At 73.5% G+C, this 19,894-nt stretch carries 15 protein-coding genes; 4 read left to right on the forward strand and 11 right to left on the reverse strand.

Annotated features, from left to right (window positions below):
• Positions 1–74: 74 nt before the first annotated feature.
• The 5 genes from ACGFIA_RS24995 to ACGFIA_RS25015 all read right to left on the reverse strand — a co-directional run bounded on the left by ACGFIA_RS24995 (position 75) and on the right by ACGFIA_RS25015 (position 7,795).
• Positions 75–995: a hydroxymethylglutaryl-CoA lyase gene (locus ACGFIA_RS24995; RefSeq protein WP_357468582.1), complete on the reverse strand. Its 921-nt coding sequence runs from the start codon at positions 993–995 to the stop codon at positions 75–77.
• A 42-nt stretch (positions 996–1,037) separates the two neighbouring features.
• Positions 1,038–2,402: a biotin carboxylase N-terminal domain-containing protein gene (locus tag ACGFIA_RS25000; protein ID WP_357468687.1), complete on the reverse strand. Its 1,365-nt coding sequence runs from the start codon at positions 2,400–2,402 to the stop codon at positions 1,038–1,040.
• 77 nt (positions 2,403–2,479) lie between these two features.
• Entirely contained in the window at positions 2,480–3,094 is a 615-nt protein-coding gene (locus ACGFIA_RS25005; protein WP_357382246.1) for a helix-turn-helix domain-containing protein, read from the reverse strand.
• Positions 3,095–3,165: 71 nt separating this feature from the next.
• Positions 3,166–6,009: a hypothetical protein gene (locus tag ACGFIA_RS25010; RefSeq protein WP_357468586.1), complete on the reverse strand. Its 2,844-nt coding sequence runs from the start codon at positions 6,007–6,009 to the stop codon at positions 3,166–3,168.
• Positions 6,002–7,795 carry an HSP90 family protein gene (locus tag ACGFIA_RS25015; protein ID WP_393262390.1) on the reverse strand — a complete coding sequence of 598 codons (1,794 nt, stop codon included), beginning with the start codon at positions 7,793–7,795 and terminating at the stop codon, positions 6,002–6,004. The genes ACGFIA_RS25010 and ACGFIA_RS25015 overlap by 8 nt, the downstream gene beginning before the upstream one ends.
• 133 nt (positions 7,796–7,928) lie before the next feature.
• Between ACGFIA_RS25015 and ACGFIA_RS25020 the strand changes: the two genes are divergently transcribed.
• Together ACGFIA_RS25020 and ACGFIA_RS25025 are read left to right on the forward strand one after the other, a co-directional pair.
• Positions 7,929–8,447, forward strand: coding sequence for a SigE family RNA polymerase sigma factor (locus ACGFIA_RS25020; RefSeq protein ID WP_357478208.1), 519 nt, complete (start codon positions 7,929–7,931; stop codon positions 8,445–8,447).
• A complete protein-coding gene (locus tag ACGFIA_RS25025) occupies positions 8,444–9,637 on the forward strand; it encodes a hypothetical protein (protein ID WP_357478211.1) in 1,194 nt (397 codons plus the stop codon). Before ACGFIA_RS25020 ends, ACGFIA_RS25025 begins: the two co-directional genes overlap by 4 nt.
• A 55-nt stretch (positions 9,638–9,692) precedes the next feature.
• Here ACGFIA_RS25025 and ACGFIA_RS25030 read toward each other — a convergent pair whose 3' ends face one another.
• From ACGFIA_RS25030 to ACGFIA_RS25045, 4 genes are all read right to left on the reverse strand, one after another.
• Positions 9,693–10,595 carry a sulfurtransferase gene (locus tag ACGFIA_RS25030; RefSeq protein WP_393262393.1) on the reverse strand — a complete coding sequence of 301 codons (903 nt, stop codon included), beginning with the start codon at positions 10,593–10,595 and terminating at the stop codon, positions 9,693–9,695.
• Positions 10,596–10,684: 89 nt separating this feature from the next.
• Positions 10,685–13,618: a hypothetical protein gene (locus ACGFIA_RS25035; protein WP_393262396.1), complete on the reverse strand. Its 2,934-nt coding sequence runs from the start codon at positions 13,616–13,618 to the stop codon at positions 10,685–10,687.
• A gap of 158 nt (positions 13,619–13,776) precedes the next feature.
• Positions 13,777–14,223: a hypothetical protein gene (locus ACGFIA_RS25040; protein ID WP_357382232.1), complete on the reverse strand. Its 447-nt coding sequence runs from the start codon at positions 14,221–14,223 to the stop codon at positions 13,777–13,779.
• Between the two features lie 2 nt (positions 14,224–14,225).
• Positions 14,226–14,996 carry an SGNH/GDSL hydrolase family protein gene (locus tag ACGFIA_RS25045; RefSeq protein ID WP_357382230.1) on the reverse strand — a complete coding sequence of 257 codons (771 nt, stop codon included), beginning with the start codon at positions 14,994–14,996 and terminating at the stop codon, positions 14,226–14,228.
• Between the two features lie 253 nt (positions 14,997–15,249).
• Between ACGFIA_RS25045 and ACGFIA_RS25050 the strand changes: the two genes are divergently transcribed.
• Positions 15,250–16,734 (forward strand): hypothetical protein, encoded by a 1,485-nt coding sequence (locus tag ACGFIA_RS25050; RefSeq protein ID WP_357474924.1) that lies wholly within the window; start codon positions 15,250–15,252, stop codon positions 16,732–16,734.
• A gap of 19 nt (positions 16,735–16,753) precedes the next feature.
• A complete protein-coding gene (locus ACGFIA_RS25055; protein ID WP_357478215.1) occupies positions 16,754–18,157 on the forward strand; it encodes a PQQ-like beta-propeller repeat protein in 1,404 nt (467 codons plus the stop codon).
• Positions 18,158–18,207: 50 nt separating this feature from the next.
• Here ACGFIA_RS25055 and ACGFIA_RS25060 read toward each other — a convergent pair whose 3' ends face one another.
• A complete protein-coding gene (locus ACGFIA_RS25060) occupies positions 18,208–19,317 on the reverse strand; it encodes a hypothetical protein (protein WP_357474919.1) in 1,110 nt (369 codons plus the stop codon).
• Positions 19,314–19,844 (reverse strand): SigE family RNA polymerase sigma factor, encoded by a 531-nt coding sequence (locus ACGFIA_RS25065; protein WP_357382221.1) that lies wholly within the window; start codon positions 19,842–19,844, stop codon positions 19,314–19,316. The genes ACGFIA_RS25060 and ACGFIA_RS25065 overlap by 4 nt, the downstream gene beginning before the upstream one ends.
• Positions 19,845–19,894 lie beyond the last annotated feature (50 nt).

Below are 19,894 nucleotides of genomic sequence, written 5' to 3' on the forward strand. Positions count from 1 at the left end.
GAGTTCGTGTCCTCATCCGGGCTCCCGGAGGACGCGAACTCCTTGATCAACGAGAGGCAGGGGCAGGGTCGGGGTCAGGTGGGGAGGGGGGTCAGGCGGGAGCGAGGACCGGCTCGGAGGACTCCGGACGGGAGCTGCTTGCCCACCAGGGCCTCGGCCAGCTCGGCGGCCTCGATCAGGGCGTCCAGGTCGATGCCGGTGTCGATGCCCATGTCGTGCAGCATGTGCACCGCCTCCTCGGTGGCCAGGTTGCCGCTGGCACCCGGGGCGTACGGGCAGCCGCCCAGGCCGCCGACGCTGGCGTCGAACTCGGTGACGCCCAACTCCATCGCGGTGAGCATGTTCGCCAGCGCGGTACCCCGGGTGTTGTGGAAGTGCAGCAGCACCGGCAGGTGGGCGTTACGGTCCCGGACCGCCGTGACCAGTTCGCGGACGCGCCGGGGCGTACCCATGCCGGTGGTGTCGCCGAAGGCGACGCGGTCCGCGCCGTCGCGGGCGACGCGGTCGACGATCGCGGCGACCCGGCGGGGGTCCACGTCGCCCTCGTAGGGGCAGCCGAAGCTGGTCGCCACGATCACCTCGGCGGTGGCGCCCGCGCCGTGCAGCAGGTCGATCAGCTCGGCGATGTCGTCGAGCGACTCGTCGGTGGAGCGGTTCACGTTGCGGCGGTTGTGCGTGTCGCTGGCCGAGACCACCACCTCGATCTCGGTGAAGCCGGCCGCCAGCGCCCGCTGCGCGCCACGGGTGTTCGGCACCAGCGCGGAGTAACGCACGCCGTCGGCCTTCTCCGCCCGCTGCCACACCTCGTCGGCGTCGGCCATCTGCGGGATCGCCTTCGGGTGGACGAAGGAGACGGCCTCGATGCGCCGCACGCCGGTGCGGGACAACGCGTCGAGCAGCCGCACCTTGGCGTCGGTGGGAATGGGCTCCTCGTTCTGGAGGCCGTCGCGGGGGCCGACCTCACGGATGCTGACGGAGTCCGGAAGTTGCGCCATCAGGTTCACCTCACTTCAGTCGAGCGTGACACCGAGATGGCGTCAGCGCATCCGGGAGACGATGCCGGTGTCGTAGTCGCCGGAGAGGAACTCCGGGTTCTCCAGCAGCTCGGCGAAGAACGGCAGGTTGCACTTCGGGCCGGCGATCTCGAACTGGGCGACCGCCGCCCGGGCCCGCTCGACCGCCTCCTCGCGGGTAGCGCCACTGACGATCAGCTTGGCCATCAGGCTGTCGTAGAACGGCGTGACGGTGTTGCCGGCGACGTAGCCGGAGTCGACACGTACGCCGGTGCCGGCCGGCTCGTTCCAGGTGGTGATCGCGCCCGGGCCGGGCAGGAACCGCTTCGGGTCCTCGGCGTTGATCCGCAGCTCGATGGCGTGGCCGCGCGGGGTGAGCGCGTCCGGGTCGAACGTCGGCGCCAGGCCGGACGCCACCCGCAACTGCTCCTCGACCAGGTCGACGCCGTAGACGTACTCGGTGACCGGGTGCTCGACCTGAAGCCGCGTGTTCATCTCCAGGAAGAAAAATTCTTCGGAGAGGGGGCTGCCGTCCTTGAGATCCCGCTGACGCGGGACCAGCAAGCACTCGACGGTGCCGGCGTTGCGGTAGCCCACCGCCTCGCCCGCCCGTACCGCCGCGGCCAGGAACCGCTCGCGCAACTCGGGCGAGACCGCCGGGGACGGCGACTCCTCGACCAGCTTCTGGTTGCGCCGCTGCACCGAGCACTCCCGCTCGCCGAGCGCCACCACCCGGCCGTCGGCCAGGCCGAGGATCTGCACCTCGACGTGGCGCACCCGGGGGAAGTACCGCTCGATCAGCACCGACCCGTCGCCGAACATCCGCTCGGCGAACGCACGGACCTTGTCGTACTCGGTGCGCAGCGCCGTCTCGTCGGCGGCCACGCCCATGCCCATGCCGCCGCCACCGGCGGCGGCCTTGACCATCACCGGGTAGCCGATCTCCGCGGCGGCCACCGCCGCGGCCAGGTCGGTCGCCGGTTCGGTGGTGCCGGGCGCGACCGGGACCCCGGCCGCCGCCATCAGGTTCCGAGCGTTGATCTTGTCGCCCATCGCGCTGATCGCGTCCGCGCCGGGCCCGACCCAGATCAGGCCGGCCCCTTCGACGGTACGGGCGAAGTCCGCGTTCTCGGACAGGAAGCCGTAGCCGGGGTGGATCGCCTGCGCGCCGGTGCTACGGGCGGCGTCGAGGATCGCCTCCACGTTGCGGTAGCTCTGCGCCGGGTTCGCCGGGCCGACACAGACCGCCTCGTCCGCCTCGGTCACGAACGGCAGCCCGCCGTCGGCCTCCGAGTGGACGGCGATCGTCCGGATCCCGAGCCGCCTGCCGGTACGGATGATCCGCCGCGCGATCTCCCCCCGATTCGCGACCAACAACGATTCGATCATCTTCTGCACGGACGTGACCCCTTCTCGACGCAAAGCCGGGGTCTCTTCTTAACACGCGTTAAGGTGCGCGCGGCGTGTCAGGCCGGATCGGTGGGCGCGAGCAGGGCCGCGAGGGTCGCGCCGCGCAGCAGTTCGGCCCGGCGCCGGCGGTCCACCTCGCCGCCGAGGAACGGCGTCGAGTTCATCAGGCCGAACGCCGCGTGGGCGAGCACCCGGGCCGCCCCGTCGGGCAGGCCGGGGTGCAGCGCGGTCAGCACGGTCACCCACTCCTCGACGTACATCCGCTGGAGCCGGCGGATCCGGCGGCGCGGCTCGTCCGGCAGGCGGTCCAGCTCGTGCAGGTGCAACGCGATCACCGCCGGATGGGCCAGCGCGAACTCGACATGGAAGTCGATCAGCGACTCCAGCGCGGCACGCGGATCACCCGGGTGGCCGGCGGCGCGGTCCCGCCCGCCCGCGAGCAACCCCTCGCTCACCGGGATCAGCGCGGCGGCGAGCATCGCCTCCTTGCCGGCGAAGTGGTGGTAGAGCGCCGGCCCGGTGACCCCGGCCGCCGCGCCGATGTCGTCCATCGACACCCCGTGGTAGCCGCGCGCCGCGAAGAGGCCGACCGCGATCTCCAGGATCTCGTCCCGCCGGGACCGCCGCCGGGCCGCACCCGCCGCCCCCCGTGCCTGCTGTTCCACCGCCACCGGCCCAGCCTAGACCTCGCGTACGAGCCGGGGCAGCCGCGGTTGACCCACCGTTGCCCCGGCTCGCCGTCTCAGTCCTCCTCGATGCCGTGGTCGGCGCGGACCTTCGCCGCCTCGGCCTCCCGGCCCTGCTCGTCGAGCGCGCGGGCCAGCAGCCAGGCGGCCTGCGTGGCCGGGCGGGAACCGGCGGGCAGCCCGGCGAGGACCGGGCGCAGCAGCCCCTCGGCCTGCTCCGGCCGCCCGTCGCGCAGCAGCAGCTCACCGGTCAGCACCTCGACCTGCGCCGCCTCGCCGAACGCCTCGATCGACCGCAGGCGCTCCGGCACGCCGTCCACCCGGTCCAGCGCGGCGGTGAGGCGGTCCTCGCCGATCAGCACCCGGGCCACCGCGTCGGCGGCCATCGCCCGCTCGTACGTGACCACCGGCGGCTCGTCGGCCTCGCCCTGGAGCGCGGCCACCGCCTCGTCCACCCGCTCGATCGCGGCCACCGCCGCCGGCAGGTCGCCGGACCAGTGCAGGGCGAGCAGTTCCCGCCGCCGGGCCCGCAGCTCGTCCACCTGATACCCGGCCAGCCGCCAGGCGGTCGCCGCCGCCGCGAACCGCTGCGCGGCCAGGGCGTCCCGGTCGGCGTCGTAGAGCAGGCCACCGGATTCCTCCAGCACCTGCGCCCGATGGGGGAGATTGTCCGGCCCGTCCAGGTTCTCGGCCAGCTTGTCGAGCACCGTGAGCGCCAGGTCCGTCTCGCCCAGCCCCGCGTAGATGCCGGCCAGCAGGTGCCGGCACCGGTCCGCCTCGGCCTGCGCGCCGGCCCGGTCCAGCCCGAGCACCGCCTCCTCGGCCACCTCGGCGGCCTCGGCCAGCCGCCCGGCCGCCCGGTACGCGTCGGCCAGCTCCCAGCGCAGCAGCGCGTCGCCGTCGAGCCCCTGCTCGACGCAGAGGGTGACCGCCTCGGCCAGATCCTCCACCGCCTCGGCGGCCCGGTCGGCGGCCATCAGCGCCCGGCCCCGGGTCACCCGCAGCGGCAGGTGGACGCCGGGCGGGGCGACCGACAGCGCCTCGTCACAGGCGGCCACCGCGTCGGCCGGGTCGTCGGTGGCACGCGCGTACGCCAGGCAGGCGCCGATGAGCATGTCGGCGTCGCCCAGCTCGCCCGCCAGCCGGCGGGACCGCGCCGCCGCGTCCCGGAACTCGTCGGCCCGCTCCAACTGTTCCAGCACGTGCGTGCGGTGCAGCGCGACCCGGCCGGCCAGCCACGGATCGGCGTCGGCGTCCGGCTCGGCCCGGTCGAGCGCGTCGAGCGCCTCCGCCCACCGCCCGCGGTGCACATGGGCCAGGGCGAGCCGGTCCCAGCCCGCGGCCCGGTCACGCGGCTCGCCGTTCTCGGCCAGGTAGTCGGCCGACTCCCGGGCCAGGGCCAGCCCTTCGTCCGCGCTCTCGTCGACCATGCTGAGCAGCACACCGAGCCGCCCCGCCACCACCTGCGCGCGCAGCGGATCCGGCACCTCCCGCCACGCGGCGAGCGCCTCCTGGTTGACGGCGATCGCCGCCGGCACGCCGTCGTCGTCCTGGGACAGCTCACCGGCTCGCAGTTCCAGCCGCCAGGCCCGGGTGTTCGCGGGCACGTCGGCGTCACCGAACCGCTCGTCGTACGCGCGCAGCGCCGCCGCCAGGCCGTCCCGGCGGTTGGTGCGCCAGGACTCCTCGGCCAGCCCCAGCAGCTCGTCGGTACCGGCGTCGGCGGGCACGGTGACCGGCTGCGCGGCGGCCACCGGAGCATCCGGGCCGGTACGCGGCGCGGGCACCGCCGGGCGGCGCAGGCTCGCGGAGAGCGGCAGGTGCTCGCCGACCGGCCCGGCCGCCAGCTTGCGGGCGATCAACCCGGACTGGTGCGTGGTGCCGTTGCGCGCGTCGAAGCGTTCGGCCAGGGCGGTCGCCGTACCGGCCAGCTCGTCGGCGAGCGCGCCCGCCGGCACGTCCGCGGCCGGCCGGTCGCCTGCGGCGCGGCGGTGCACTGTCAGCTCGGCCGGCACCTGACGCAGCGCCGCCGAGGCGGCGGCCGCGAAGTGCATCGCGGCGGCCGGCGTGGGTGCCCGGTCCAGCCAGTCCAGATGCCGCTCGACCAGCTCCAACGCGCGCGCCTCGTTGCCGGTGACGGTGCAGAAGTCGACGTGGTCGGCGATGTCCCACAGGTCGGCGAGGTGCCCGCGCACCCGCCGGTACGCCTCCCGGTGCGCGTCCCGCGCGGCGTCGGTCCGGCCGGTCTCCCGGTACGGCGTGAGCAGCGCGGTGAGGATCCCCTGTGGCTGCTCGCTACAGGTCAGCCGGCCGGCGAGCACCGGCTCGGCCAGCGCCACCGCCTCCTCGTGACGACCAAGCCGCACCAGGTGCGTGACCTGCGTGGTCGGGTCGCAGCCGGCGCAGTCGGAGAGCGTGTCGCGGGGCGTTGTCATCCACTTGCGGTACCACCCGTCCGCCGCCTCCTCGTCACCCAGGTGCGCGGCCACCAGGTAGCGGTGCTTGTAGACCGCCTGGAGCGAGTGCCCGGAGTCGCGGTAGCGCCGTTCCATGTCGTCGAGGACCGCGTACGTCCGGTCCAGCGGCAGCTCCGGGAACTTCACCATGGCGTTGACCATGTACTTGAAGAACCACAGCAGCTGGTGCGTGTAGCGCTGGTGGTAGGGCTGCGGATCCTTGTCGTACTCGGACAGGCACCAGGAGAACGTGACGAAGGACTTCGCCGGCTCGCCGCCGTAGACGTACGCGGTGGTGCCGATGATCCGGGCGGCGAAGGCGAGGTGCCGGTCGTCGCCCGCGTCGGCGCGGCGCAGCAGCTGCTCCAGCGCGGCGATCTGCCCCGGGCCGTACGGCATGGATTCGATCTCGCGGTGCATGCGCCAGAGGTCGTCGTCAGTCACGGATCTCTCCCGGTACGGCCCGGCCGAGCAGGCCGAGGAAGGAACTGTTCAGCAGTGCGGCGTCGGCCGCCCGGATGGGGTGGTGCCCGAGCAGCAGCGCCTGCCCGTAGAGCGCCTCGACGGCCAGGCCGACCAGCTCCGGGTCGGCGAGCGTGGTGACCCGGCGGACCAGCGGGTTGCGGTGGTTGAGCACCAGTTGCGGGCGGTCCGGCGGGGCGGTGGCGGCGAGCGCGTCGAGCACGCCGCCCCACAGCTCGTCGGCCTTGTCCCGGCTGGCGGCGAGCTGGTCGTGGAACGCCGCCGAGCGGGACAGCAGGTAGAGCGCGGGGAGCGAGACCGGGTCGTACGCCCGGATCACCACCTCGCAGCCGAGCCGTTCCAGGGCCCGCTGCGCGGCGGTGCGGAACGGCCGCAGGGCCAGCTCGGTCGCCGGGTCGAGGATCTCGAACCGGGTGGTCAGGTCGCTCGGCTCCAGCCGCTCGATCAGCACCGACCGATCCACACTGGGCAGGCGTTCGATCAGCTCGGTGTCGTACGTGTAGCCGCCGTTGACCACGGCCAGATCCTGCGCGGCGGCCACGGCGGCGAGCTGGCGGAACTCGTCCAGGCTGGCGGCGTACCGGAGCACGCCGTGGCGCTCCCGGAACTCGGCGAGCGTCATCGTGCCGACGTTTGTGTCCATCGGCCACCACTGGTCGACCAGCCGCAGCATCTCGTCGTCGTGCATGGCGAGCGCCTTGACCCCCAGGTGGTGCACCTGGAGGAACTCGCCGAGCCGGCGCGGATCGTGCTTCGCGAGCCGGACCAGCCAGCCCCGGATCTGGTCGCCGAGCGCCTCCCGGACGGAGGTGAGCAGCGCGTCCTCGTAGAGCGCCTCGCGGCTGGCGGTGGGACGCAGCTCGCCGGCGTCGACCACGCAGTGGGCGAAGAAGGCCCACTCGGGCAGCAGCCCGTCGGCGTGCTCGCTGAGCAGCATCCGCTTCAGGTAGACCCGGTGCCCGGCCCGGGCGGCCGGGTTCACCGCTGTGGGCAGGATGAACGCCACGCCGGTCAGGCCGGCCTCCGGCACCGACAGCGGCACCACGTCGAACGGGACGACCCCGAGCAGGTCCTGCGCGTACCGCTGGAGGGCGGCGCGGTCGACCGGCGCTCCCGGCGTGGTCGGCCACGGCGGCGGGCCGGCGGTGGTCGGCGTGTCACCGACCCGGACGTCGACCGGCAGCAGGCTGCCGTAGAGGCGGGCCAGCTCGGTGACTGTGGGTACGCCGAGCCACTGGTCGGCGTCGCGCCGGGGCACCAGCGTGACTGTGGTGCCGGGCTCGTCCCGGGCCTGCTCCGGATCGGCGAGGCGCACCGCGTACCGCCCGTCGGACCAGCCCGTCCAGAGCACAGTGGGCTCGTCGGCGTGCCGGGTGACCACCCGGATCTCGTCCGCGACCAGGAAGCAGGAGAGCAGGCCGATGCCGAACTGGCCGAGGAACTCGTGCCGGGAGAAGCCCAGCTCGTCGCGCTTGGAGCTGCGGCCGATGGTGGCGAGCAGCTCGTGCACCTGCGCCTCGGTCAGCCCGATGCCGGTGTCGTGCACGCGCAGTGTGCCGTCGCCGGTCAGCTCCGGCGGCTCGATGCGGACCCGCGCCGGGGCTTTCGGCTCGGCGGCCCGCCGCGCGGTGATCGCGTCGACGGCGTTCTGGAGCAGCTCGCGCACGTACACCCGCGGACTGCCGTAGAGGTGATGACTGAGCAGGTCGACCACGCCACGGAGGTCGACCTGGAAGGTGCGGTCCAATCGCGCTCCCGGTTCGGATTTTCGGCGCTCACCGTACCGGTCAGCGCCGACAGTGTCCGTCCCGTCAACCCCGCCAACCTTTTGCGTGTGCGGGGGCGTCTGGGGGGTGGAACGCGCGGGAGAGGGAGGCCGGATGGACGACGGGCGGGCGGACTACCTCGCCTTCGTCGAGTCGCACCAGCACCGGCTGCTGCGCGCCGCGTACCTGATCTGCGGGAACCGCCACCAGGCCGAGGACCTGCTCCAGGACGCGCTGCTCAAGCTGGCGCTGCGCTGGTCGTCGGTGCGTGACGGCGACCCGGCCGCGTACGTGCGCGCCATCCTCTACCGCGACGCCGTCTCGTGGTGGCGACGCCGACGGCGGGAATGGCTCAGCGCGTATCCGCCGGACCGGCCGGGCGCGGACGCCGACGCCGCGCTGCGGCTCACCGTGCGCGCGGCGCTGGACCGGCTGCCGCCACGCCAGCGGGCGGTCGTGGTGCTGCGCTACTTCGAGGACCTGACCGAGGTCGCCACCGCCGAGGCGCTCGGCGTCACCGTCGGCACCGTCAAGAGCCAGTGCCACGACGCGCTGCGCAAGCTGCGCGACGTCGTACCCGCCCCGGGCGCGCCCGGAGACGGCCTGATGACCGGGATGGAGGCGAACCCGTGACCGAGACCGAGCTGACCCGGCTGCTGACCCGGGCCGCCGAGGAGATCCGGCCGGCTCGTCCGGCCGCCGCCGGATGGGACCGGGCCCGCCGGGTCCGTCGCGCCCGCCGGGCCGCCGGCGCCGCGGCCGTCGCCGTGGTCCTGCTCGGCGGCGGTACGACGGCGCTCCTGCACCGCTCCGGCCCGCCACCGGCCGCACCGCCCCGCCCGACTGTGACGTCGGCACCGAGCGCGCCGGTGGTGCAGCGGCCCCCGGACCGGCTCGGACAGGCCGGCGGCCCGCTGGCCCGGCTCGGCGACCGGGTCGCCTCCGGCCTCTCCGAACGCCCGGTGCGCCGGGCTCAGGCGCTCTACCAGCCGGTCGACCCGGAGACCGGCGAGGCCGGCCCGGTCCGGGTGCTCGGTGACGACGGCATCGTCCGGGAACTCGACGTCGTCACGCTCGCGCCCACCCGCGACGCCGGGGGCAACCAGGCCGCTCCGCTCAAGCCGGGCAGTCTGTCGCCGGACGGCCGGATCGCCGCGTTCGCGCAGACCGGCGAGGTGGTCGTGGTCGGCCTGACCGACGGCGCGGTCCGCCGCTACCCGCTCGCCGGCTACCTGGAACACGTGCTCTGGGCCGGGGACCGGCTGCTGGTCGGGGACAACGACACCGCGTACGAGCTGGACCGGCGCACCGGAGCGGCACGGAAGCTGCCGGTCGATCCCTGGACGCTCGTCGTGCCCGAGCCGGCCCGTTCCGGTGACCTGTTCACAGTCGGCGGCTGGTCCGGGGACGGCGGCCTGGCCGTACGCCGGTTCCCCGCCTCCGGTGGCGAGCCGGAGCGGCGGCCGGTGACCACCGGGGAACTGCCGCCCGGCTACCGGCTGGACGAGGTCTACGGACGGGGCTGGCAGCGCGGCGACCGGATCGGCCAGGCCGGGTGGACCACCACAGCGGGCGCCGCCGGCACGACGAGCGGCGCCGAGGGCGTGGCGGTGCTCGACGCCCGTACCGGCGCGGTGACCCGCCTGCTCGACCTCGGACGCGAGGGCCGGTCCAAGGGCTGCTGCGAGGTGTACGGCTGGACCGCCGACGGCGCGCTGCTGTTCCGCTACGACGCCGGGCTGGCCCGGTGGCGACCGGAGACCGGCGGAGTCGACTGGGTGGCGGGCGACGTCCCCGGCCTGCTGTCGATCGCCGCCCGCTGACCGGTACAAAACCGGCCGGTCCCGCCGCGACCACGGCGGGACCGGCCGGGACGGCTCAGCGGATCAGGCCGCCGGGCTGGTCGCCCTTCACGACGGGGGCCCGGACCAGGTTGCCCCACTCGGTCCACGAGCCGTCGTAGTTGCGCACCTGCGGGTACCCGAGCAGGTGGTGCAGCACGAACCAGGTGTGGCTGGACCGCTCACCGATCCGGCAGTAGGCCACCACGTCGTCGGACGGGCTCAGCCCGAGCTGGTCGGCGTAGATGGCGCGCAGCTCGTCGGCGGACTTGAACGTGCCGTCGTCGTTCGCGGCGGACTTCCACGGCTTGCTCACCGCGCCCGGGATGTGCCCGCCGCGCAGCGCGCCCTCCTGCGGGTAGTCCGGCATGTGCAGCATCTCGCCGGTGTACTCGCCCGGCGAACGCACGTCCACCAGCGGCCGGCCGGCCGCCACGTGGTCCATGACCTGCTCCCGGTACGCGCGGATCGGCGCGTCGTCGCGTTCCGGCACCGGGTACGAGGCGCGGGGCCGGCTCACCCTGTCCCGGGTCAGTTCCCGTCCCTCGGCGACCCACTTCTGCCGGCCGCCGTCGAGCAGCCGCACGTCCTGGTGACCGAAGAGGGAGAAGACCCAGAGGGCGTACGCGGCCCACCAGTTGAAGTTGTCGCCGTAGAAGACGACTGTGTCGTCCCGCCCGATGCCCTTGGCGGCGCACAGCTCGGCGAAGCTCGCGGCGTCCAGGTAGTCGCGGGTGACCTGGTCGTTGAGTTCGGTGTGCCAGTCGACCTTGACGGCGCCGGGGATGTGGCCGGTGTCGTAGAGGAGCACGTCCTCGTCGGACTCGACCACCACGAGCCCTTCGTCGCCCAGGTGCTCGGCCAGCCACTCGGTGGTGACCAGGCGCTGCGGGTCGGCGTACGACTGGAGGTGTGGATGCGGATCACTCGGCACAGGCATGAGCCCCAAGGTACGCCCGATCCGGAGCCGCGGATGTGACACCGGCCCCACCACCTCGGAAAGGTGGTGGGGCCGGTGCGATCAGACGATCAGCCCTCGACGATGAACCACTGGTACGCGAGGTCCGACCGGTTGCCGGCCTTGTCGATCGCGTACACCGTCACGGTGTGCCAGCCGGCCTCGGCCGGCGTGAGGGTGACCGAGGCGGAGCCGTCCGCGCCGGCCGGCACGGTGACCTCAGGGGCGTAGTCGAACTGGTAGACGTACCTGTCGACGTCGGGCATCCCGGGGGTGAACGTGAAGACACCGGGCACGCCCGGACCGCCACCCGACCCGCCGAGCGGGTAGGTGGTCGAGCTGACGCCCGGCACGCTGCTGACCAGGAACGAGTAGCTGGTCTCCGGGGACAGCTCGCCGGACGCCGAGCGGGCCCGGACGGTGAGCGTGTTCCGGAAGGCCCGGTCCGGGGTGACCGTCAGCTCGGCGGCGGTGCCGTCGGTGACGTCGACGGTCTGCTCCGGCCCGTCGTTGAGCCGGTAGACGAACGCCACCGTGTCCGGCAGGTCGGAGTCGAAACGGAAGCCACCGGGTACGCCGATGCCACCGCTCGAACCCCACTCGCTGTACAGGTACGAGATGACCCGCGGCTTGGGATCGCGGACGGTGAACTGGTACTCGCGCTGCCCGGTGCGCGTGCCGTCAGCGGTCTCCGCGATCACCGTCAACTGGTGCCAGCCGGCCTGCTCCGGGGTCCAGGTGACGGTGGCGGTGCCGTCGGCCGCCGCGTCGACTGTCGTCGGCTCCGCGCCCTGGAACGAGTAGTGGTACCGGACCACGTTCGACCGCTGCGGCGTGAAGGTGAAGGTCCCGGCGACTCCGGGCAGGCCGCTGCTGCCGCCCTCCGGATATTCCGCCGACCGGACCAGCGGGGCGTCGTCGACCAGGAACGTCCAGACGGTCTCGGGCGAGCGGGTGCCGTCCGCGGTGACCCCGCGAACGGTGACCGTGTGCTGCCCGCCCTCGGTGGGCGTCCAGCTCACCGTCGCCCGGGCGCCGCTCTCGACGCGCTGTTCGGCGCCGTCGTCGAACCGGTAGAGGAAGGCCACCGTCTCCGGGACCTCCGAGGTGAACCGGAACTCGCCCGGCTGGCCCGGACCACCGGCGGGCCAGTCGGCCCGGTAGGGGTCGGCGGAGACGGCGGGACGCAGGTCCCACACCCGGAAGAACCAGGTCGCCGGCTCGGACTCGGTGCCGTCCCGGCTCACGCTCCACACGGCCAGGTTGACCCATCCCTCACCGGTCGGCGTCCAGGTCACCGACGCGGTGCCGTCGGCCTTCGCGGCCACCGTGCCCGGCTCGTCGTCGAAGCGGTAGCGGTAGCTGACCGTGTCCGGCATACGCGGGGTGAAGGTGAAGACACCCGGTATGCCCTGTCCGCCGCCGCCGGTCCACTCCTCGTAGACGGTGGCCGAGATCACCGGCTCGGTCGGCAGGTGGAACTCCCGGATGCCGCTGACCTCCACGCCGCCCGCCGTGACGCTGGTGACGGTGAGGGTGCGGAAGCCACCACGGGTCGCGGTGACGGTGATCGCGGCGGAGCCGTCGGCGGCGGCGTCGACCGTCCGCTCCGGGTCGCCGTCCAGGGCGTAGCGGTAGCGCACCACCCCGTCCATCTGCGGACGGAGCTGGAACGTCGCCGGCACGCCGATCTCGTTCAGCCGTCCCTCGATGACCGGCGACACGTCCTCGGCGAGGAACTCGTACGCGGTGGTCGTCGAGCGGTTGCCGACCGCGTCCAGGCTCCACACCCGCAGCGTGTTCAGGCCGCGGTCCGGCGTGAGCGTGACGGTGGCCGCACCGCCCGTCCGGTCGGCGTCGACCGTCTTCTCGACGCCGGAGTCCAACGAGTAGCCGTACCGCACCACGTCGGCGGCGCCGTTGGCGGTGAAGGTGAACTCGCCGGGCAGAGCCGGGTGCCACTCACGGTCGTCCGGGAAGTCGGTGGACGTGACGGTGGGCGGGGTGGCCGGGCCACGGATGTCGAGGCGGAAGTAGCAGACCGGGCTCCACTCGCCGGTGGCCCGGCTGTCCGCCGCACGCATCTGCCAGGCGTACGTCCGGTCGTGCTCGAACGGCGACGGATAGATGTGGTCGAAGCGGCCGACGACGCGCTGGCCGTCGCGCGCGTTGTTGGTCTGCTCGATGCGCGCCTCCGGCTCGTCGACCGGCCAGACCGCGAAGGAGACGGTGAGATGGTCAGTGCCGCCGCCGTCGTTGCGGTCCCGGTCGTGCACCACCCCGGAGAGGGCGGGGAAGCGGATCACCTGGTACGGCTCGGCCGTGGTGCACGCCGTTCCGTCGGTGGTCCGCAGGTCGGTCGGCACGCCGGGGCGGAAGTTGTAGTCGATCGAGATGCCGACCTTGGTGGCGTACTTCCGGGCCAGCGCCGGATCCCGCTCGACGTCGGCGGGCAGCCGAAGCGAGAGGGTCAGCGTCGACCGGCCCTCGGCGAGCGCCTGGCGCAGCCCCTCGACCGCGTCGAACTCCACCCGGGGCGCCGGGCAGACGGTCCGGTCGGTGAGCTGGCGGCTGTCGACGAGGGCCAGGTCGGCCGGTGGCTTGAGCCAGCTCGACCGGGCGGTGTAGGCGGCGGTGCGCCACAGCTCGATCTTCGGGCGCTTGGTGCAGTCCGCCCCGGCCGTCTCCGTGACGTCGAGCTTGGCCGTCTCGATCTCCGCTCCCCGGTACCGGGAGATGTCGAACGTGAAGTAGGCACGCGACGTGTGCGGGCGACCCTTCGCGTCCGTCCAGGTGCCGACCGGCACGTCGCCGGGCTGATCGATATTGATCTTGGCGGGTGAGCGCGAGTCGGTCCAGGCCCAGGAGGTGTTCGTCTCGTAGCGGATGTCGTACGCGGCGGCCGGCGCCGCGGTGGCGGTCACCGTCCCGGCCACGACCACTGTCGCCAGCGCGGCGGCGAGCAGACCTCGCCGGCCGGTCCGACGTGGATTTCTGTCAGGCATGAGGGTCAAACCCCATCCACCTTTCCCCTGTGTCACCCCGTACTTGATCGACGGGGGCAGCGGATGCTACCCAGGCGGGCGGACATCGGGCGATCCCAATAGGCGAGGCGCGGGACACATAGGACGTCCGGTGGACGCCGTCGAGCCGTCCGGCTGGGTCAGGCGCGGCGGTGCACCAGCCGCCCGGCGACCACAGTGGCGCGGCAGGAGCCGTCCGGATCGAAGACGGCGAGGTCGGCCCGCCCGCCGGCCACCAGCGCGGGCGGCCTGGCGGCGGGCAGCACCGCCACGTCGTTGCGGGCCGCGGCGGACCGCAGCGCCGGATCGGTGACGTGTTTCCCGACCACGGCGGCGACGCCGAGCCGGAACAACGCGTGCACCCGCTCGCGGGGCGTGGGCGCGGGAGGCAGCGGGCCGTCGTGCACCAGCGCCGGCCCGAGCGTGCCGGCCCACCGCCGCACCCGCACACCGGGGTACGCGCCGGGCAGCTCGGCCGTCGGCACGATCGCCTCGACCCGGTCACCGGCGACCACGACGGCCAACCCCGCGCGGGGCGGGTCGTCGGGTGTCAGCCGCAGCAGGTCGGCGGCGTGGACGGTACGCACGCTCAGTCGGCGTCGACCGGGCCGAGCACCGGCCGCTTGGCGGTGACGAAGTCCCCGGAGGACCGCCCGGTCAACCGTCGCTTGATCCACGGCGCGAGGTGCTTGCCCGCCCAGCGCAGATCGGCGGCGCGGGCTGCCAGCCACGGGCTGGGTGCCGGGTGCGGCGGAACCAGCAGCCACTCCTCGTCGCAGCCGACGCCGAGCGCGGCGAGCACCTGGGCGGCGACCCGGCGGTGCCCGGCGGCCGACAGGTGCAGCCGGTCGGTGCTCCACAGCAGCGGGTTGAGGTAGGTGTCGTCGGCGTACAGGTCGACCAGGATCGCGCCGTGCCGCTCGGCCACCTCGCCGACCGCGCGGTTGAGCACTGCCACCCGGGGGGCCACCAGTCGCTGGCCGGGCAGCCGGGCCATCACGTCGGCGAACCGGAACAGCACCACGTCGCTGCCGCCGCCCCGGAGCCGCTGGACCACGGCGTCGTAGCGCGGCACGAACACGTCCGGGTCGAAGCTGCGGCGCAGCACGTCGTTGCCGCCGGCCGCGAAGCTGATCAGGTCGGGCTTCATGGCCAGCGCGGACGGCACCTGCTCGGCCACCACGTTCGGGAACAGGCGGCCCCGGATGGCCAGGTTGGCATAGCCGAAGTCCGGACCGGCCTCGGCGGCGAGGCGGGTGGCGACCAGGTCGGCCCAGCCCCGGTAGCTGCCGTCCGGATACGCGTCGTCCATGCCCTCGGTGAAGCTGTCGCCCACCGCCACGTAGCTGCGCCAGCGCACGGCGCCTCCCTCAGACGTCCCGGCAGAAGTGCGTCGCACAGTCTGTCACCGCGCGGACCGGTCCCGCTGGCCCTGCACGCCGGACGTGGCGGATGTCTCGACGTCCTGTTCCCGAGCGGCACCTCGGGGACGAATCGACCAGACACGCCTGCCGGGGCAGAATCCGTCATCCGGACCGGAGATGATGACTGCCGTCACCTGGCCGCGCGGAAACGTCCGGCCGGTCCCGCACACGGCACGAGCGAGGAACCAGATGACGCAGGGGCACCCTCCGGCGGCGGGCTGGCCGCCGCCCGGCAACGCCGACTCCCGGCACGGCGGAACACCGCCGCCCGCGCAGCCGGTCCCGTGGGGGCCGCCGCCCCCGGCACCGAGGTCCCGCCGTGGGCTCTGGATCGGGCTCGCGGCCGGCGCGCTCGCGCTCGCGGTCTGCGCCGGCACCGCGGTCGGCGTCGGGCTGGGCCTGCGCGGCGACGACGAGGACGGCCCGGCGCCGAAGGCGGCAGCCGGCGCGAACGGTGTCACAGTCACGAACGCCGAATTGTCCGCCCTGCTCGACCGGCACACCAAGGCGCTGGCGGCGAAGGACCTGGACGGCTACCTGGCCGCGTTCGACCCGGCCCGCGAGGAGCTGATCGCCGGGCAGACCCAGCTCTTCCGCAACCTGGCGAAGTTGCCGCTGTCGGTGGCCCGCTACGAGACGGTCGAGAAGCAGGGCCGCGCCAGCGACGCGTTCGGACAGGGCGTCACGTTCCAGCTCGACGTCTCGTTCGTGCACCAGTTGGACGGCTTCGACCTGGCCCCGGTCGCCGAGTGGTACCGCTGGACGATCGTCCGCGCCGGCAAGGACGCGCCGATCCGGGTCACCGCTGTGACCGGCGCACCTGCCGGCGGCAACGGCGACTCGAAGACCGTCTACTACCCCGGGCCGTGGGACAAGTGGCAGGAGATCCATGTCGAGCGGACCGCGTACGCCCTGATCATCACCGACGCGGCCCGGGCCGACCTGGCGGTGCGGTACGCCCTGGCCGTCGACAGGTCGGTGACGGACAACCTGGCCGTGTGGCGGGCCAACGCGCCGCCCGAACCGATGACGGACAAGTTCGTCGTCACGTTCGCCGCGGGCAAGGACGAGATGACCTCGCTCTACCGGATCGGCACCGAGAAGGCCACCGCGGCGGGCTTCTCGGTGGGCATGGTCGCGGCCGAGCGCAAGGACGGCAAGGCCACGATCGGCGGCACCCGCATCGTGGTGGACACCACCGATCGCTACTTCACCCGCTCCGGCGGCGACAACGACGCCCGCATGGTGTTGCGGCACGAAATCGCGCACTCGCTGATGACGCTCCGCACCGACCTGTCCGCCGTGGACGAGTTCAGCAAGCTCGACGAGTGGGTGGTCGAGGGCTTCGCCGAGTACATCGCCTTCAGCGGCCTTCCGCTGACCGCCAGCGAACGCACCGCGCCGGCCCGGCAGTTGGTCCGCAACGGGTGGAACGGGAAGCTGCCCGGCAACGGCGAGTGGGACAACCCCGACCGGCTGAGCTTCCACTACTGGCTCGGGCACACCGCGATGAGCCACCTCGCCGAAAAGCATGGCGAGCCGAAGCTGTTCCGCTTCGTCGAGGCCGTCTACGCCGGCGCCCCGACCGACCGCGCCGCCCGGGACGTGCTCGGCGTGTCGCTCGACGAGTTCCAGGCCGGCTGGGCCGACTACGTCCGCGAACTGGACGGCTGACGGAAACGGGAGACGACCGATGACGTATCAGCACCAGCAGTACCCGCCGCCCGCGTACCCACCGGCGGGCCCGCCGGGTCCGGTCGGTGCGCCGCCGGCGGCGCCGAAGCGGCGCGGGCGCGTGGCGTTACTGGTGGCCGGCGGCCTGGTGGCGGTGCTCGCGGTCGCCGCCGGCACCGCCTACGGCGTGTCCCGGCTGGTCGGCGGCGGTGACGGCGACGGGCGGAAGCTGCGTACCGCGTGGGTGCTCGACTTCCCGGAACTGCAGCGCAACGGGCTGAAGACGTACGACGGGCAGGACATGTTCGGTGCCTGGCTGGTCGGCGACGCGGTGGTCCGGGCCCAGCCGGACGGCATCATCGCCTACCGGCTCGACGACGGCGCCCAGGCGTGGGGTGTGCCCGCGCCACAGGCGACGTCGCTGTGCGCGGCCGCGCAGACGCTGGCCGAGGGGCGGGGTGTGGTGGCGCTCGGATCCGCCGAATCCTGCGACACGCTCGTCGGGTTCGACGCGGCCGGCGGCAGCCAGACCTGGCGGGCGACGTTCCCCGTCGAACGCCGCAAGGGCCGGTCCACTGTCACCGCGCCGGACCTGTCGGTGGCGAACGGGCAGGTCGTCGTGCGCAGCGGCGAGAGCGTCCTCGGATACTCGCTGGCCGACGGCAAGCGGCTGTGGCAGACCGACGCGGACCGGCTGCTGCCCGGCCGCGACTGCCGCGTGGCCGACGCGCAGGCCGCCGGGGACCAGGCCGTGGTCACCGCGCTCTGCGACGGCGACCGGGGGGCGCTGCTCGGCCTGGACCCGGCCACCGGCAAGCCGCGCTGGCAGCAACAACTGCCGGCCGCACAGCAGAGCGGCGGCGTGCTGAGCGTCGACCCGCTGGTCAGCCTGCCCGGCCTGAGCACCGAGACGTTCGTCGCGCGCGACGCCACCGGCAAGGAGCGGGCCACGTTCGGCAACCCCGTCGACGGTACGCGGTTCAGCGACCTGCCCGTCAACCGATCCAACACGGTCGAGGGGCCGGAGATCCGGCCGTACCTGGCCGACACGGAAACGCTCTACCTGCCCACCGAGCCTTCACCGGTCGGCGACGACATGCGCCAGGCCGATCAGGTGGTGGCGATCGACCTGGCCACCGGGAAGCGGCGCTGGGTGTCGGCCGGGCACACCGACAGCGAGGTGGAACTGATCCGCCTCGACGATCAGGGTGTGCTGGCGTGGGAGGTGGGCGACCGGCGGGATCTCGCCCCCCGGCTGGTCCGCATCGACCCGGCCACCGGAGAGGTGGATGTGCTGGCCGAGGCGCCGCGTTCGGCCGGCACCGAGGGCAGCGACGCGAAGGTGCTGGAACGCGACGGCACCGTGGTGCTGGTGCCGTGGAAACAGGTCAGCGCGGACGCGGCGATCACCGTCCTGCGCTGAACGACGCGGGGCGGGCCACCCGTCGGTGACCCGCCCCGCGTCGCCCGTCATCAGGCGGGCACGTACGCCAGCAGTGCCCGGTTCCGGGTCGGTGCCGGCTCGGTCACCGTGCCGAGCGGCTTGAACTCACTGTCGAGGACCGTGATGCCGGTACCGCGCCGCAGCAACACCCTGCCGTCGGCGCTGAACAGGATGCCGCGGACCTCGCCCGTGCCGGGCAGGTCGACGACCTTGCTGGTCCTGGTGTCGACCACCGCGAAGCTGCCGTCCCGGCGGGACGGGTCGGTGCCGATCCAGCCCACTGCCACGTAGTGGCCGTCGGCGGACACGCTGCGGGCCTCCCAGCCGCCCCACTTCGTGGCCTCCTGCTGAGGTGGCGTGTAGGTGTACTGCCGGGTGCTCTCACCGTCCGTGACGTAGGGTTTGCCGTCCGACTCGGCGGCCAGCCAGGTGCCGTCGGCGGACCAGCAGCGCTTGACCTCCTGGCCCGGGTCGCCGACGACCTGCTTGTTGGCCGTCACGTCGTAGAGCACGGACTGGCGGTTCTTCCGCTGCACCATGAGATGGTCGTCGCCCTTCCACCGCAGCGGCCGGGCGCCGAGGCAACTGATCCCCTCCGCGAGGGTCGTCGCCCCCTCGTCTCCGACGGTGGCGATCAGCAGCACCCCGTTGGCGTTGTCGGCGCTGTCCTGCACCCACACCACCCGCTTGCCGTCCGGGGAGATGCTGACGCTGTTGGCCTCGCAGCGAGAGGCTGCCTCGTGGACGACCTCGTGGACCACCCGGTCCCGCGTGCCGCGGACCTCGTGGATCCGGGATCGGGTAGACGTGTGCTCCAGGTAGTAGCGGGTACCGGTGAGCGCCGGCTGCGACTGGCCGGTGGCGGTGCTCGCGTCGGTGGAGGGCGTACGGGACGGCTCGACCGGCGGGGCGGTGACGGTCACCGACGGCCCGGCGGGTTCGGGCGCCTGGCTGTTCGGCCGGATCGCCAGCGCGGTTCCGGTCGCGGCGGCCAGCACCACGAGCGCGGCGGCGGAGGTGGCGACGGCCCGCTGGATGCCGAGTCGCCGCGAGGTACGCAGCGCGCGGTCCCGCAGGTCGACCGGGGTGACCTCCTCGGCCAGGTCGGACAGGTCGAAACGCAGTCGGTCCTGGTTCATCGGGCGGTTCCTTCCGTGACGTACAGCTCGGCGAGCTCCGGGGCCACGCTGCGCAGCTTCGCCAGCGCCTTGGACGTCTGGCTCTTGACGGTGCCGACTGTCACGCCGAGCAGGTCGGCGGCCTCGGCTTCGGTGCGGTCCTCGAAGAACCGCAGGACCAGGACGGCCCGTTGTTTGGCGGACAACCGTGCCAGCGCGACCCGGAGGGTCAGCCGGAGCGTGGTCTGCTGGGCGTGGTCGGGGGCCGAGTCGCCTCCGCGCGGCTCGGGCATGTCGCCCGGCATCGACTCGGCCACCCGGCGGCGCCGCCACCAGGAGACCTGCAGGTGGTACATGATCTTCCGGGTGTACGCCTCCGCGTTGCCGGTCTCGTGCAACCGGTTCCAGGCGCGGTGGGTACGGGCCAGGGCGGACTGGACGAGATCCTCGGCCAGATGCTGGTCGCCGGTGAGCAGGTATGCGGATCGCAGTAAGGCGGGGGTGCGAGTTCGGACGAACAAGTCGAACTCATTCAGGAGAGGGTCCACACGAGCCGGTCCTTGGGGTCAGGTGGTGCATCAGCGTGACGCCTTCCGAG

This window comes from Micromonospora sp. NPDC049203, assembly GCF_043197215.1.
In the GTDB taxonomy this organism is placed as follows: domain Bacteria; phylum Actinomycetota; class Actinomycetes; order Mycobacteriales; family Micromonosporaceae; genus Micromonospora.

Excerpts from the sequence above, each read along its gene's own strand:
- ACGFIA_RS24995 (WP_357468582.1), bottom strand. The coding sequence starts at position 995 with ATGGCGCAACTTCCGGACTCCGTCAGCATCCGTGAGGTCGGCCCCCGC.
- ACGFIA_RS25000 (WP_357468687.1), bottom strand. The coding sequence starts at position 2,402 with ATGATCGAATCGTTGTTGGTCGCGAATCGGGGGGAGATCGCGCGGCGG.
- ACGFIA_RS25020 (WP_357478208.1), top strand. The coding sequence starts at position 7,929 with ATGGACGACGGGCGGGCGGACTACCTCGCCTTCGTCGAGTCGCACCAG.
- ACGFIA_RS25030 (WP_393262393.1), bottom strand. The coding sequence starts at position 10,595 with ATGCCTGTGCCGAGTGATCCGCATCCACACCTCCAGTCGTACGCCGAC.
- ACGFIA_RS25035 (WP_393262396.1), bottom strand. The coding sequence starts at position 13,618 with ATGCCTGACAGAAATCCACGTCGGACCGGCCGGCGAGGTCTGCTCGCC.
- ACGFIA_RS25050 (WP_357474924.1), top strand. The coding sequence starts at position 15,250 with ATGACGCAGGGGCACCCTCCGGCGGCGGGCTGGCCGCCGCCCGGCAAC.
- ACGFIA_RS25055 (WP_357478215.1), top strand. The coding sequence starts at position 16,754 with ATGACGTATCAGCACCAGCAGTACCCGCCGCCCGCGTACCCACCGGCG.
- ACGFIA_RS25060 (WP_357474919.1), bottom strand. The coding sequence starts at position 19,317 with ATGAACCAGGACCGACTGCGTTTCGACCTGTCCGACCTGGCCGAGGAG.